The sequence below is a fragment of the Streptomyces rimosus subsp. rimosus genome, from assembly GCF_000720725.1.
Lineage (GTDB): Bacteria > Actinomycetota > Actinomycetes > Streptomycetales > Streptomycetaceae > Streptomyces > Streptomyces rimosus_A.
The window spans coordinates 13888-27247 of record NZ_JOCQ01000033.1 but is presented as its reverse complement, the minus strand read 5'-3'; the positions used below and the strand labels follow the sequence as shown (position 1 = coordinate 27247).

The 13360-nt window shown below is 73.3% G+C and carries 13 protein-coding genes and 1 pseudogene; 7 read left to right on the top strand and 7 right to left on the bottom strand.

Going from position 1 to position 13360, the window contains the following annotated elements; all coding sequences use genetic code 11:
• Nucleotide 1 precedes the first annotated feature (1 nt).
• Complete coding sequence (locus IH45_RS0118610) at nt 2-319, bottom strand: hypothetical protein (RefSeq protein WP_030374571.1); 318 nt, start codon at nt 317-319, stop codon at nt 2-4.
• Nucleotides 320-507: 188 nt separating this feature from the next.
• Here IH45_RS0118610 and IH45_RS0118605 point away from each other — a divergent pair, with 188 nt between their 5' ends.
• A complete protein-coding gene (locus tag IH45_RS0118605) occupies nt 508-1536 on the top strand; it encodes an LLM class flavin-dependent oxidoreductase (RefSeq protein WP_030669091.1) in 1029 nt (342 codons plus the stop codon).
• Nucleotides 1537-1773: 237 nt separating this feature from the next.
• Here IH45_RS0118605 and IH45_RS0118600 read toward each other — a convergent pair whose 3' ends face one another.
• Nucleotides 1774-2166 (bottom strand): SCO5389 family protein, encoded by a 393-nt coding sequence (locus IH45_RS0118600; RefSeq protein ID WP_030669088.1) that lies wholly within the window; start codon nt 2164-2166, stop codon nt 1774-1776.
• Nucleotides 2167-2380: 214 nt separating this feature from the next.
• On the opposite strand from IH45_RS0118600, the gene nucS reads away from it, so the two are divergent.
• On the top strand, nt 2381-3040 hold the full coding sequence (gene nucS / locus IH45_RS0118595; RefSeq protein WP_030669085.1) for an endonuclease NucS: 660 nt from the start codon (nt 2381-2383) through the stop codon (nt 3038-3040).
• 98 nt (nt 3041-3138) lie between these two features.
• On the opposite strand, the gene IH45_RS0118590 is transcribed toward nucS, so the two are convergent.
• From IH45_RS0118590 to IH45_RS0118575, 4 genes are all read right to left on the bottom strand, one after another.
• Entirely contained in the window at nt 3139-5664 is a 2526-nt protein-coding gene (locus IH45_RS0118590) for a PT domain-containing protein (protein WP_030669081.1), read from the bottom strand.
• A gap of 294 nt (nt 5665-5958) precedes the next feature.
• Entirely contained in the window at nt 5959-6282 is a 324-nt protein-coding gene (locus tag IH45_RS0118585) for an STAS domain-containing protein (RefSeq protein ID WP_003981297.1), read from the bottom strand.
• A 269-nt stretch (nt 6283-6551) separates the two neighbouring features.
• Nucleotides 6552-7400, bottom strand: coding sequence for a 3-hydroxyacyl-CoA dehydrogenase family protein (locus tag IH45_RS0118580; protein ID WP_030669078.1), 849 nt, complete (start codon nt 7398-7400; stop codon nt 6552-6554).
• 145 nt (nt 7401-7545) lie between these two features.
• Nucleotides 7546-8187: a TetR/AcrR family transcriptional regulator gene (locus IH45_RS0118575; RefSeq protein WP_030669075.1), complete on the bottom strand. Its 642-nt coding sequence runs from the start codon at nt 8185-8187 to the stop codon at nt 7546-7548.
• Between the two features lie 81 nt (nt 8188-8268).
• Between IH45_RS0118575 and IH45_RS0118570 the strand changes: the two genes are divergently transcribed.
• From IH45_RS0118570 to IH45_RS0118560, 3 genes are read left to right on the top strand one after another with little or no spacing between them, the layout of a single operon-like run.
• Nucleotides 8269-9051: an ABC transporter ATP-binding protein gene (locus tag IH45_RS0118570; RefSeq protein ID WP_030669072.1), complete on the top strand. Its 783-nt coding sequence runs from the start codon at nt 8269-8271 to the stop codon at nt 9049-9051.
• A 41-nt stretch (nt 9052-9092) separates the two neighbouring features.
• Complete coding sequence (locus tag IH45_RS0118565) at nt 9093-9860, top strand: ABC transporter permease (RefSeq protein ID WP_030669069.1); 768 nt, start codon at nt 9093-9095, stop codon at nt 9858-9860.
• A gap of 10 nt (nt 9861-9870) precedes the next feature.
• Nucleotides 9871-10443 carry a cob(I)yrinic acid a,c-diamide adenosyltransferase gene (locus IH45_RS0118560; RefSeq protein ID WP_030374579.1) on the top strand — a complete coding sequence of 191 codons (573 nt, stop codon included), beginning with the start codon at nt 9871-9873 and terminating at the stop codon, nt 10441-10443.
• 23 nt (nt 10444-10466) lie between these two features.
• Here IH45_RS0118560 and IH45_RS0118555 read toward each other — a convergent pair.
• A pseudogene (locus IH45_RS0118555) lies at nt 10467-11024 on the bottom strand (hypothetical protein); the annotation flags it as partial.
• Nucleotides 11025-11253: 229 nt separating this feature from the next.
• Here IH45_RS0118555 and IH45_RS0118550 point away from each other — a divergent pair.
• Both IH45_RS0118550 and IH45_RS0118545 read left to right on the top strand, forming a co-directional pair.
• The gene (locus IH45_RS0118550; RefSeq protein ID WP_030669062.1) at nt 11254-12492 is read left to right on the top strand and encodes a sensor histidine kinase; all 1239 of its coding nucleotides are present in this window, start codon (nt 11254-11256) and stop codon (nt 12490-12492) included.
• Nucleotides 12489-13175, top strand: coding sequence for a response regulator (locus tag IH45_RS0118545; RefSeq protein ID WP_030669060.1), 687 nt, complete (start codon nt 12489-12491; stop codon nt 13173-13175). The genes IH45_RS0118550 and IH45_RS0118545 overlap by 4 nt, the downstream gene beginning before the upstream one ends.
• Nucleotides 13176-13360 lie beyond the last annotated feature (185 nt).

The window sequence follows — 13360 nt, the reverse complement described above, 5'->3', positions numbered from 1 at the left end:
GTCAGTACCTCGGCGCGTTACGGGACCGCTGGAGCCGCGCGCTCCGGCGGTCCCGTGCGTTCCAGCACGCCTTGTGCCAGTGTCTGCGGTCGTCCACGTCGCCCTCCCGCGGCCAGGCGACGACGTGCGGCACCCCCGGCGGGATCTCCTGGTCGCATCCCGGGCAGCGGTAGTGCTTGGCCGCACCGCCGCCCCCCAGGTGCCGTACGACCCAGTCCTCACCGCGCCACTCCTCGGTACGTTCGAGTCCGTAGCGGCCTGCGCCCGAGTGGTCGGCTGGCTTCTCACCGCCGCGGGGGCGGTTTCGACGCGGGGACACTGGGCACCTCGGGAAATCTACGGGGTCACGGGCCGTCACCACCCTACGCGGATCGGTCATGGGGTCCGCCGCCTACCACAATCCTGCGATCATCGGGAAACTTCGCTCCAGGCCGTGCCCTTGGCACGTGTCACCCGTTGTTGCCTGTTAGGGGGATGTCGCGTCGGCTGCGAGGAGGCAGAAGAGCGATGCGCGTTGGGGCATTCATCCTGGCCGCTCAGTTTCCCGGCCAGGGACAGGGGGAGGCACTGCACCGCGCGGTGCGGTCCGCGGAGGTCGCCGAGGAGGCCGGACTCGACGCGGTCTGGCTGGCCGAGCACCACTTCATGCCGTACGGGGTCTGCCCGTCGGCGGCGACGCTGGCCGCGCTGCTGCTCGGGCGTACGGACAGAATCGGCGTCGGCACCTCCGTCAGCGTGCTGCCGACCCGGCACCCGGTCGCCCTCGGGGAGCAGGCGGCGCTGCTGCACCTGATCTCCGGCGGCCGGTTCACCCTCGGGGTGGGCCGCGGCGGCCCCTGGGTGGACCTGGAGGTCTTCGGCACCGGCCTGGACGCCTACGAGAAGCACTTCCCCGAGTCGCTGGACCTGCTGCTGCGCTGGCTGCGCGAGCCCCGGGTCGGCGCCGCGGGGGAACGTCACTCCTTCCGTGAGGTCGCGGTCGTGCCGCGGCCCGCCGAGTCGCTGGAGATGCCGGCCGGTCCGCCGGTCGTCCTGGCGTGCACCTCGCCCGGGTCGGTGCGGCTGGCCGCCGAGCGCGGGCTGCCCATGCTGCTGGGGATGCACTGCGGCGACGAGGACAAGGCGGAGATGGTCGCGCTGTGGCACCGTCTGTCGCTGGCGGCCGGACGGGACCCGGCCGAGATCGCGGCGGCGGAGCACGTCTCGGCGGGCGTGGTGCAGGTCGGCGACACCCGCCAGGGCGCCGCCGAGGTGCTCACCAAGGCCATGCCGGGCTGGCTGCGGCGCGGCCTCGCGGCCCATGAGACGGTCGACGGCCGCTACCGCGCCATGCGCGATCCGCTGGCGTACACGGAACTGCTCTGCGACCTGCACCCGGTGGGGCCGCCGCGGCTGTGTGCCGACCGGCTGGCGGCCTCGGCCGAGCGGACGGGCATCCGGCGCTTCGCGCTGCTCGTGGAGGGTTCCGGAGATCTGGCCGCCACGGAGGAGAACGTCCTGCGGCTGGGCGCCGAGGTGCTGCCGCTGCTCGGCTGAGCCGGGCGCCGGCAAGGGTACGGCGGCCCGCGCGGGCCCGTCCGGCGACGCCGGGCCGGGTGGCCGCGGGCCGCGCCCGACCGGCGCGATGGCGCCGGTCCCCGGTCCGGTGACCGGAGGGCGCCCGAAGAGGGCCGTCAACGCAGCATGACGGCCCGGGAGTTGGCGGATGCTGCCGCCGGCGCAACGGCTACGCACGGTGCCGCGTCCCGCGTGCGCAGCGGCAGCGTCACCCGGTCAGCAGTCGCGCAGCTCGGGCGACTGGTTCAGCAACTGGCCGCGTATGGAGGTGAACTTGGCCAGCCTGTCGTCCACCACCGGGTCGAGCGGGAAGACCGCGACCCGGTGGCAGTTCTGGAATGCCAGGCGCACACCGAAGTGGCGCTCCAGGGACCCGCGTATTGCGTCACTCGCCAGCGCACGCAGCAGCTGACCGCGCGCCTGCTCGTCCGGCGGCGGCGTCTGGTTGTCGGCGAACTGACCGCCGTCCACCTTCAGCCGGGCCACCAGCGAGCTGATCATCTCCCATGCGTACGGCAGGGAGGTCCGGACGCAGTCGACAAATTCCGCTTCGTCGACCTCGCCTCGCTCGGCCTGTTCGAGGAGGGCCGGTGAGACGTCGAGCGACATGAGGTTCTCCTCTCGCGGCCCCGCCGGAGCGGGGCCTCAGGGATCGGACGGGAGGCTCGCGACGGAGCGTGTCCGTATCACGACCCCCCGCTTCAACGTTAGGCCGGTCACCCGGCCCGCACCAGGAGATTGCTCAGACAACCGGCCACCGGCGAACTCGGTGGTTCAGGGGCGAATCGCGTCCGCGGCCCCCGGTCGAGTAGCGTGGCGCACCATGCGTCTCGTCATCGCCCGTTGCTCCGTGGACTACGCGGGCCGGCTCACCGCCCACCTCCCGTCGGCCCCCCGCCTCATCCTCGTGAAGGCGGACGGTTCGGTCTCCATCCATGCGGACGACCGCGCCTACAAACCCCTGAACTGGATGTCCCCGCCGTGCACCCTCAAGGAGGGCGACGGGGTGTGGACGGTGGAGAACAAGGGCGGCGAGAAGCTCATCATCACGCTGGAAGAGGTGATGCACGACTCGTCCCACGAGCTGGGCGTGGACCCGGGGCTCATCAAGGACGGGGTGGAGGCGCACCTCCAGGAGCTGCTCGCCGACCGGATCGAGACCCTCGGCGACGGCTACTCGCTCATCCGCCGCGAATACCCCACCGCCATCGGCCCGGTGGACATCCTGTGCCGGGACGCGGACGGCGCGACGGTCGCCGTGGAGATCAAGCGGCGCGGTGAGATCGACGGTGTCGAGCAGCTCACCCGCTATCTCGAACTGCTCAACCGCGACCCGCATCTGGCGCCGGTCAAGGGCGTGTTCGCGGCCCAGGAGATCAAGCCGCAGGCCCGGGTGCTGGCCACCGACCGCGGTATCGGCTGCGTCGTGCTGGACTACAACGCGCTGCGCGGCATCGAGGACGACAAGCTGCGGCTGTTCTGAGCGTTCGTTCCGAGCGCCGGTACGGATGACGACGGCCCGGTACGGAAACGCCCGCCACGGTGGCGGACGGCTCCGTACCGGGCCGTCGTGCTGCGCGCTCAGCCGCCCGTCGTACCGCCGGCCGTGCCCCCGCCGGCCGTCGGAGCGTCCCCGCCGGTCGTGCCGCCACCGGTCGTACCGGAGCCGGTGGAGGTCGCCGAGGCGCTGCCGGTGCCGCCGCTGCCGGTGCTGCCCGAGGTGCCCGTCGGCTCCTGGCTGGTCGGCTTGTCGGTGGGCTTGTCGGTCGGTTTGTCCGTCGGCTTGTCGGTGGGCTTGTCCGTGGGTTTGTCGGTCGGCTTGTCCGTGGGCTTGTGCGACGTGCTCGGGTCGGTGGGGCGGGAGCTGCCGTCCGTCGGCCGCGTGGTCGGGTCGGTCGGGCGGGTGCTGCCGGTCGGTCCGCCGGTCGTGGGGTCGGTGGCGCCACCGGTCGGTCCGGTGCTCGGCTGCGCGCTGGTGCCCGGTGTGCCGGGCGCCGTCGAGCGGTGGCCGGTGACCGTGCCGGGGCGGTTGCCCTGTCCGGTACGGGTGCCGTCGCTGCCCGGCTGGTCGGCGGGCAGGCCGTCGTCGCTCTGCCCCGGCTGGGCGGACTGCTCGGTCGTCACCTTGTTGCCCGTACCGCCGTCGGACCCGGAGACCGCGCCCAGCGTGACGACGGTGCCCAGGACGGCGACGAGCAGCGCTCCGGCGCCCGCGGCGACCAGGTTGCGCCGGGTGCCGAGCACCAGGGCCTTGCGGCCCTTGGCCGGGCCGCCGCCGCCCGCGCCCTTGCCGGAGGCCACGCCGCGGGTGACGACGGTGGGCGCCGTCGCGTCGACGGCCGGGGCCGCGGCGAGCGCGGCGGGCACCCCGCCGGGCGGTGAGGCCGACTCCTCCGTCCGCGCGTCCGGGATCTCCTCACCGGCCGGGGTGGCCGTGCCGGCGGGCGGGGTAAACGTACCCGAGCGGTCCGCGACCAGGGCCAGCGCGCGCCGTCCGGCGACCGCGCCGCGCCGGTCGGAGAGCACGCCGCGCAGCCCTATCGACGCCTCCAGCTCGGCCCGCGCCCGGTCCAGGTTGCCGGTGCACAGGGCGAGAACGCCCAGCTCGTGGTGGAAGTACGCCTCCTCGGCCACCTCCCCGGCGATCCGGGCGGCCTCGGCGCCGTGGCGCAGGCTGCGCTCCCAGGCGCTCCAGTGCAGGGCCGCGGCGAAGGCCGGGGCGGCCGTACGGGCCAGGAGCACGGCGGCGCTCGGGTGGCCGCCGTCCCGGCTGCCGGTCAGCACGCCCATCGCGGCCAGGATCGCGTCGGACTCGGCGGCGGCCCGCTCCGGGGTGACCGAGGGGTGCCCGGCCCACCAGGCGTAGTGCTGGGCGGCGGTCAGGGCCCGCTCCCCCGCGTCGTCCGCGTACCCGGCGTCCGTCAGCTGGTCCTGTACGGTCGCGGCGAGCCGGTAGTGGCCCCCGGTCGGGCTGATCAGCCCGCAGCCCAGCAGATCGCCGAGGGCGGCGTCCGCGTGGGTGTCCTGGGCGAGCGCGGGCAGGTGCGCCTGGTGGGGCAGCTCGCCGCCCAGCGCGACCGCGAAGCGCAGCGTCTCGCGTGCGGCCTCGCCCAGCCCGGCGGCGATCAGCGGCGCGGGCGAGGCGGCCTCGGCGACGGTCGGCAGGGACGGGCCGTCGCCCGCGGCGACGCCGTCGGACGTCTCCCCGTACGCGTCGGGGGCGCTCCGCCGCTGCCGCAGCAGCGCGCCGGCCTGTACGAAGCGCAGCGGCAGCCCCTCGGACTCGAACCACAGGTCGGAGGCCCACGCGGCCTCCTCGTCGGTGAGCGGCCGGCCGACGGCGCCCTCCAGCAGCTCCCGGCAGGCGTCGCGGCTGATGCCGCCGAGGAAGACCTCTTCGAGGTGGGAGCCGGGCGAGGGGGCGGCGACATCGGGGGTGGCGGCGAGCAGGAAGGCGCACTCGGGCGTGGCGCCCAGCAGCTCGTCCAGCGCGGCGCCGCCGAATTCGAGGTCGTCCAGGACGACGATGGCGCCGATCTCGCCGAGCAGGCGCAGCAGCTCGCCGCGGTCGGGGCGGTGCAGCGGGGCCCGGTGGACGGCGGCGAACAGCTCGTACATCACGTCGGTGGGCGTGCGGCGGTAGCCGGACAGGCGCACCACGCCGTCCGGCGCCACACCGTCGCAGGCGGTGGCGACGGCGTCCAGCAGCCGGGTGCGGCCCGAGCCCGAGGGGCCGGTGACGCGTACGGATCTGCCGCGGGACAGCAGCCGCGTCAGTCTGTCGGTCTCCTCGGCGCGCTCCAGCAGCGCGGCCGGGCGGCCCGCGGCGACCGGCACGGCGGGCGGCGCGGCGGCGCGCGCCAGCTCGGCGCGCTCCTCGGGGCCGTGCTTGCCGGGGACGGCGGGCTGCTCGCCGGGCGGGCAGGGCTCGATCTCGCTGCCGTCGACCGGGTTGACGGTGAGGAGGTAGGGGCCCGACACCAGCTGCACGGTGCGGGCGAGGCCGCCGGGGGCGGCGCCGGGGCCGCCGGGCGCGGACGCCGGTGTCGGCGCAGGGGCGTCCTGCTCGCCGTACTCCTCAGGTCCCCGGTTCGTGTTCGGGTCCATGGTGAAATGCCCCCCAGATGCGCTTGGCGTGCCGTCCGACCGATTGTGTCCCGGCCGTCCGCACTCCCCCAGCCTCCGGCCGGGGGACTCCCCCGGCCGCCGCTTCTGGTCCGGTGCCCGCCGCGCGGCGTACCGGACGGCGGAAAACCGAACCTTAGACCTTCGCCCAGTATCTACGAAGCGCCGGGGTCCGCTCCTGCCCGGAACGTCACAGTGTTGTGAGAATCCTTCGCGTATGCGGCTTTGATCTTCTGTTGCGCGGTGGTGCGCGCCCGCGTGCGCCGGCCGGGGCCCTCAGACCCGCGGCAGGCTCTCGGCCTCGATGCCGCCCTCGATGGCGAGGATGCGGTGCAGGCGGGTGGCGACCAGGAGCCGCTGCATCTGGGGCGGTACGCCGCGCAGCACCAGCCGGCGGTTGGCCCGCCCGGCGCGGCGGTGCGCGCCCATGATGACGCCGAGGCCGGTGGCGTCCCACGAATCCAGGCCGGTCAGGTCGAGCACCAGGTCGCCCTGGCCGGAGTCGACGGCGGTGTGCAGGACGGTACGGGCGTCCGCCGCGCTGCGGACGTCGAGGCGGCCCCCGACGACCAGCTCGGCGTGGTCGCCCCTGATGTGCATATCCGCTCCCCGGGTGATGAGTGCTCGATCGTTACGTCTACAGAACTGACTGCCTCTCATGCGGCGAAGTTGCCGCCTGTAAGCGAACCGATACCGAATTCACCCTGGGGGGTGAAGGGCGCCGGACCCGTGCGAGTGACGCGCCGGGTGCCGTGCCGGTGCCGCCGCGGCCGGCCGGCGGACCGGCCGTCGTGCCGCGGCGGTACCGGGCCCGGTGCCTGACGCGGCGTCAGCGCGGTGCCGCGGGCCCGGAACCGTCCGAGGCGGTATCAGTGCTCGTAGAAGCCTTGCCCGCTCTTGCGGCCGATATCGCCGGCATCCACCATCCGCCGCATGATCTCCGGCGGCGCGAACTTCTCGTCCTGCGACTCGGTGTAGATGTTGTCGGTGGCGTGCAGCAGGATGTCGACGCCGGTCAGGTCGGCGGTGGCCAGCGGCCCCATGGCGTGCCCGAAGCCCAGCTTGCAGGCGGTGTCGATGTCCTCGGCGGTGGCCACCCCGGACTCGTACAGCTTCGCCGCCTCGACGACCAGCGCCGAGATCAGCCGGGTGGTCACGAAGCCGGCCACGTCGCGGTTGACGACGATGCAGGTCTTGCCGACCGACTCGGCGAACGCGCGGGCGGTGGCGAGGGTTTCGTCACTGGTCTTGTAGCCGCGCACCAGCTCGCACAGTTGCATCATCGGCACCGGCGAGAAGAAGTGGGTGCCCACCACCCGCTCGGGGCGCCCGGTGGCCGCCGCGATCTTGGTGATCGGGATGGCCGAGGTGTTCGAGGCGAGCACCGCCTCGTCCTTGACCAGCTTGTCCAGGCTCTGGAAGATCTCCCGCTTGACCTCGATCCGTTCGAAGACGGCCTCGACGACGATGTCCGCGTCGGCGGCCGCGTCCAGGTCGGTCGTGGTGGTGATCCGGCCCAGCGCCCGCTCCGCGTCCTCCGCGGCCAGCTTGCCCTTGCCCACGAACTTCTCGTAGGACTTCTCGATACCGCTCCGGCCGCGGGCCAGCGCCCCGTCCGTCACATCGCGGAGGACGACCTCCCAGCCCGCCTGGGCCGAGACCTGCGCGATGCCGGACCCCATCAGTCCGGCCCCGATGACGGCGAGCTTCTTTGCCACTGGCTGTCCCCTAACACGCTGTGCATCCGACGGCTCTCGGCAGTGACGTTAGCGCCCGTCGGCGATCGATAGGAGGGTTAGAGATGCGCGTCACGTCTCGAATGACGGACATCACACCGCCCGTCCCGTCCGCCCTCACCCGTCCTCAGCCGCCCGCGCGTACGGCATAGTTGAATACTTTTCCGCCGAGCGCGTCCTGAAGGTCGTCCAGCAGGGCGAGCGCTTCCCGTGACACCTCGTCGGGTGCGCGGCCGGCCATCATCTCGCGGCCGATGTAGCCCATGAGCGTGCTGTGCACCCAGTTGAGCTGGCCCGCCACCATGAGCGGCAGCCAGTCGTCCGCCGCGGCGCCCGCCTCCTGGCGCAGGGTCTCCTCCAGGCGGGTGAGCTGTTCCTGCTGGAGGTGCCAGAGGCGGGCCTTGAGGGTGGCGGAGCCCTCGATGACGCGCATGAAGCGGTCGTAGCCCTGGACCAGGCCGACGGTGGGCGAGACCGCCTCGACCTGTTCGCGCAGTTCGCGCAGGACGGCGGCGGCGGCCGACTCCCCGGCGTCCCGGCCGCGCACGAAGCGCGCGAGGCGGTCCACCAGCCCGGCGCTGCGGTCCATGAAGAGGTCTTCCTTGGCCGGGAAGTAGTTGTAGACGGTGTTGACGGAGACGTCGCAGACCTCGGCGATCTCCGCGACGGTCACCGCGTCGAAGCCGCGCTCCAGGAACAGGCCGGTCGCCATGTCCGAGATGTGCTGGCGCGTCTGCCGCTTCTTCCGCTCCCTGAGTCCCTCTGCCATGTCCGCATCGTACGCCTCGTTGGGCTCCATTTATTTTTGGGGACGTTGCAATTTTTCAGTCTCTCTGTTTTTCTGGTCGGCATGGCAGTCATCACCGCGTCCGGACTGGCCCGGACCTTCACCACCAAGCGCGGCACCGTCGAAGCGGTGCGCGGCATCGACCTCACCGCCGAGCGCGGCGAGATCCTCGGCCTGCTCGGCCCGAACGGCGCCGGGAAGACGACCACCCTGCGGATGCTCACCACGCTCCTCGCGCCCACCGGCGGCAGCGCGACGGTGGCCGGCTGCGACCTCGCCCGCGACCCGGCCGGGGTGCGGCGCAGCACCGGTTACGTGGCCCAGTCCGGCGGCGTCGACCCGAACGTCTCCGTACGGGAGGAGCTGGTGACCCAGGGTCGGCTGTACCGCCTGCCGAAGGCCGAGGCGGCGGCCCGTGCCGAGGAACTGGCGGACGCGCTCGGCTTCGACGGGCTGCTGGACCGCAAGTGCGCGGCGATGTCCGGCGGGCAGCGACGGCGGCTGGACATCGCGATGGGGCTGGTGCACCGGCCGGCGGTGCTCTTCCTGGACGAGCCGACCACCGGCCTCGACCCCGGCAGCCGGGCCGGCCTGTGGGAGCTGGTCCGCCGGCTGCGTACGGACTTCGGCACCACGGTCGTCCTGACCACCCACTACCTCGACGAGGCGGACGCGCTGGCGGACCGCGTCGTGGTCGTGGACCAGGGCGTGGTGGCCGCCGAGGGCACCCCGCGCGCGCTCAAGACCGAGTACACCGGTTCGCCCGACGCGTCCCTCCAGGACGCCTTCCTGGCCATCACCGGGCGCGGCCCCGCCCCCGCGGACACCATCCCCGTCGCCGTCTGACCGCCCGCCCCGGTCCCCGTACCGTCCCCAGGAGTCCCCGTATGTCCTCCGTCCTGCCCTCCGTCCTGTCCGACACGGCCCTGATCTTCGGGCGCTACGCCCGGCAGACCCTGCGCTCCAAGCTCCAGATGTTCTTCGGCGTGCTGATGCCGCTGCTGTACCTGTTCTTCTTCGGTCCGCTGCTGACCGATGTGCCGCTGGCCTCCGAGGGCAGCTCCTGGCAGGTCCTGGTGCCCGGCCTGCTGCTCCAACTCGCGCTCTTCGGCGGGTCGTTCTGCGGTTTCGGCATCATCGTCGAGAAGCAGTACGGAGTGGTGGACCGCATGCGGGTGACGCCCGTCAGCCGGCTCGCGCTGCTGCTGGGACGGGTGCTGCGGGACGCGGCGCTGTTCACCTTCCAGGCGGTGCTGCTGGTGCTGGCGGCGGTGGTGATGGGGCTGCGGGCGCCGCTGGGCGGCATCCTCGTCGGGTTCGCGTTCGTCGCCGTGACGACCGTCGCCCTGTCCTCGTTCTCGTACGCGCTGGCCTTGAAGGTCGCCACGCCGCAGGAGTTCGGGCCGGTCGTGAACGCCGCCACCATGCCCACGATGCTGCTGTCCGGCCTGATGCTGCCGATGGCCCTGGCGCCCGGCTGGCTGGACGCGCTCTCGCACGTGATGCCGCTGCGCTACCTCGTGGACGGCGTCCGGGCGGCCTACGTGGGCGACTACACCGCGGCGAGCGTGCTGTACGGCGCGCTGGTCGCGGCCGGACTCGCCGTACTGGCCGCGACCGTGTGCGCCCGCGCCTTCCGCAGGGCGGCCGCGTAGGCTCGCCCGTATGGTCAATCTGACGCGCATCTACACCCGTACCGGCGACAAGGGCACCACCGCCCTCGGCGACATGAGCCGGACCGCCAAGACCGACACGCGGATCGCGGCCTACGCGGACGCCAACGAGGCCAACGCGGCGATCGGCGTGGCCATCGCGCTCGGCTCGCTGCCGGAGGACGTCGTCAAGGTGCTCGTCCGGGTGCAGAACGACCTCTTCGACGTGGGCGCGGACCTGTCGACGCCGGTGGTGGAGAACCCGGAGTTCCCGCCGCTGCGCGTCGAGCAGTCCTACGTCGACAAGCTGGAGGCCGACTGCGACCACTACCTGGAGGGCCTGGAGAAGCTGCGCAGCTTCATCCTGCCCGGCGGCACGGCCGGCGCCGCGCTGCTGCACCAGGCGTGCACGGTCGTACGCCGCGCCGAGCGCTCCACCTGGGCGGCGCTGGAGATGCACGGCGACACCATGAACCACCTCACCGCCACCTACCTCAACCGCCTCTCCGACCTGCTGTTCATCCTGGCCCGTACGGCCAACAAGGAGCTGGGCGACGTACTGTGGGTGCCGGGCGGCGAGCGGTAGGCCCGCCCGGGACAGTCGACCGGCCTACCGGCCGGGGGCAGGTCCGTCTTCGGCGCCTGCTTCGGCCAGATCGTGTAGCTCGTCGCGATCACCAGGTTGATGCCGATGACGAAGAGCATCTTGGTCTGCCAGCCGCGCAGCGAGGTGGTCTGCGCGGGATCGCCCACGTACCGGATCGCGGCCTCCAGGAGGCCCATCGCGATGAGCGCGGCGAGAATCCAGCGGGCCGCCGACTGCCATTCGAAGACGATGCGGGCCCGGCCGTACTTGGGCGCGGGCACCGGCGGCGGGCCGCCCGCGAAGCGGTGGGCGAAGCGGACGTCCACCCACTTGACGGTGCGGTGCCCCAGCGCGACCGAGAAGCCGATGTAGGCGGCGGCCAGTCCGTGCTTCCAGTCGGGCTCCGCGCCGTTCTTCAGGTCGACGGCCGTGACGATCAGCAGGACCAGCTCCAGCAGCGGTTCCAGCAGCAGCACGGCGACGCCGGTACGCGGCATCTTCGCCAGGTAGCGCAAGGCCAGTCCGACGGCCAGCAGCACCCAGAAGCCGACCTCGCAGACAACGATCAGCACAGCGATCACGGGGCTCCCCTTCTTCCTGTCCCTTCCAGGCTCGCCCCGGAATTCCCGCGTTCCCTCGTCGCCCGTGACGATCCGCCGCTGCGTCTTTCGATGTCCCGCGACGGCCCGGGACTGCATCTTTCGATGTCCCGCGACGGCCCGGAACTGCATCTTTCGATGGACCGCGCGGGGCACACGGTTCGGCCGGGGCGTGGAGGCGGCGGGCCGCGCGGCCGTGTTTGATGGTGGGGTGACCGCGCGACCCCGCACCGCCCTGCCCCGCCCGCACCGCGACGACCTGCGCATCGCCGTCTGCGGGCTGCTCGGCGGCCTGCTGGTGTGGGGGCTGGGGCTGCGCAACAACGGGCCGCTGGTGGACCTGCCGGACTGGCTGATCCTGCTGGCACTGGCCGCCATGTCCGGCGCCGAGCTGATGCGCCGCAGCGCGCCGCGCACCGCGCTGGCCACGGCGACCGCCGCGCTCGCGCTGGACGTGTGCACGGGCGGGCTGATCATCACGATCGTGATGTTCACCGACGTCGTCTACGCCGCGGTGCTGTACGGGTCGCCGGCCACCGCCCGGCGGCTGCCGGTCATCACCGTCCTGCTCACCGTCGCCGCCACCGTCGTCCCGGTCGCGGTGCTGCGCGACCCGCGGGCCCTGCTGCTCGGCATCGGCGTCGGGGTGCTCACGGCCGCGCCCGCCTTCACCGGCGTCATCATCCGCGAGCACCGCGACGCCGCGCGGGCCGCCCGGCTGGAGGCCGAACAGACCGCGCTGCTGGCCGAGATGGACCGTACGCAGGCGGTCGTCGCCGAACGCGCCCGGATGGCGCGCGAGTTGCACGACATGGTCGCCAACCACCTGTCGGCCATCGCGATCCACTCCACGGCCGCGCAGTCCATAGACGACCCGGCCGCCACCCGCGAGGCACTGGGCGTCATCCGCGAGAACAGCGTGCAGGGCCTGGCCGAGATGCGGCGCCTGATCGGGCTGCTGCGGGACGCGAAGGACCCCGGCGCGACGGCCGAGGCGCAGGCCACGCCGACCCTGGACGGGCTGGACGCGCTGCTGGCGCAGGCCCGCACCAACGGGGCGAGCAGCGGGCTGACGTTCACCCTCCGGGACGCCCGGCAGGACACCCGGGCGGACGGCGGCGGCACGCGGCTGCCCGCGCCGGTGGAGCTGGCCGCGTACCGCATCGTGCAGGAGTCGCTGACCAACGCCCTCAAGCACGCGGCGCCCGGCGAGGTGGTGGTCCGTATCGCGTACGCTCCCGGCAGCCCGCTCACCGTCAGCGTGACCAGCCCCTTCGGCGACCGTCCCGGCCCGCGCGCGCCCGGCTCCGGCGCGGGGCTGGTCGGCATGCGGGAGCGGATCGCGCTGCTCGACGGCGCGTTCGAGGCCGGTCCCGAGGACGCGGGAGACGGCAAGACATGGCGGGTACGGGCCACGCTCCCGGTCCGCGAGGAGGAAGAGGAACGATGACAGCTGCCACCGGGCGCCCAGTCCGGGTGCTGATCGCCGAGGACCAGTCCGCCGTACGGGCCGGGCTGGTGCTGATCCTGCGCTCGGCCCCCGACATCGAGGTGGCCGGGGAGGCCGCGGACGGCGAGGAGGCGGTGCGCCTGGCACGCGAACTGCGCCCCGACGTGGTCCTGATGGACGTACAGATGCCCAGGCTGGACGGGGTGTCGGCCACCCGCGCGATCGTCGCCGAGGGGCTGGCCGACGTCCTGGTGCTGACCACGTTCGACCTGGACGAGTACGTCTTCGGGGCGCTGCGCGCGGGCGCCGCCGGCTTCCTGCTCAAGGACACCGAGGCGGCGGCGCTGGTGGACGCGGTGCGCACGGTGGCCGCCGGGGAGGGGCTGATCGCCCCGGCCGTGACCCGGCGGCTGATCGCGGAGTTCGCCAGTCCCCGTACGGCACGCCGCCCCGCCGACGCGGAGGCGCCGGACCCGGCCGTCCTGGAGACCCTGACCCGCCGCGAACGCGAGGTGCTGGGCTGTCTGGGGCGAGGGATGTCGAACGCCGACATCGCGGTCCGGCTGGAGGTGGCGGAGGCCACCGTCAAGACGCACGTCAGCCGGCTGCTGGGGAAGCTGGAGCTGCGCAGCCGGGTGCAGGCGGCGGTGCTGGCGCAGGAGTTGGGGGTGGGCGGCGACTGACCGGGCCGGCCGCCGCCGGGCGGACGGGCGCGGCGGAGGCCGCCAACCACTTTGGTCCAGACCTCTTGACCGTAGGTCTGGACCTTTTTACGCTCCCTTCACATCTTTGCGGTGAGCGCGCCCCACAGCGCTCACCGGGCGGCGCAGGTTCCCCCACCTTCCCACCCCCTTACCTGGGAGCATCC

Coding starts and splice junctions, on each gene's coding strand:
- IH45_RS0118590 (WP_030669081.1), bottom strand. CDS start 5,664: ATGGACCCGAACACGAACCGGGGACCTGAGGAGTACGGCGAGCAGGAC.
- nucS (WP_030669085.1), top strand. CDS start 2,381: ATGCGTCTCGTCATCGCCCGTTGCTCCGTGGACTACGCGGGCCGGCTC.
- IH45_RS0118545 (WP_030669060.1), top strand. CDS start 12,489: ATGACAGCTGCCACCGGGCGCCCAGTCCGGGTGCTGATCGCCGAGGAC.
- IH45_RS0118585 (WP_003981297.1), bottom strand. CDS start 6,282: ATGCACATCAGGGGCGACCACGCCGAGCTGGTCGTCGGGGGCCGCCTC.
- IH45_RS0118605 (WP_030669091.1), top strand. CDS start 508: ATGCGCGTTGGGGCATTCATCCTGGCCGCTCAGTTTCCCGGCCAGGGA.
- IH45_RS0118565 (WP_030669069.1), top strand. CDS start 9,093: ATGTCCTCCGTCCTGCCCTCCGTCCTGTCCGACACGGCCCTGATCTTC.
- IH45_RS0118560 (WP_030374579.1), top strand. CDS start 9,871: ATGGTCAATCTGACGCGCATCTACACCCGTACCGGCGACAAGGGCACC.
- IH45_RS0118600 (WP_030669088.1), bottom strand. CDS start 2,166: ATGTCGCTCGACGTCTCACCGGCCCTCCTCGAACAGGCCGAGCGAGGC.
- IH45_RS0118575 (WP_030669075.1), bottom strand. CDS start 8,187: ATGGCAGAGGGACTCAGGGAGCGGAAGAAGCGGCAGACGCGCCAGCAC.
- IH45_RS0118570 (WP_030669072.1), top strand. CDS start 8,269: ATGGCAGTCATCACCGCGTCCGGACTGGCCCGGACCTTCACCACCAAG.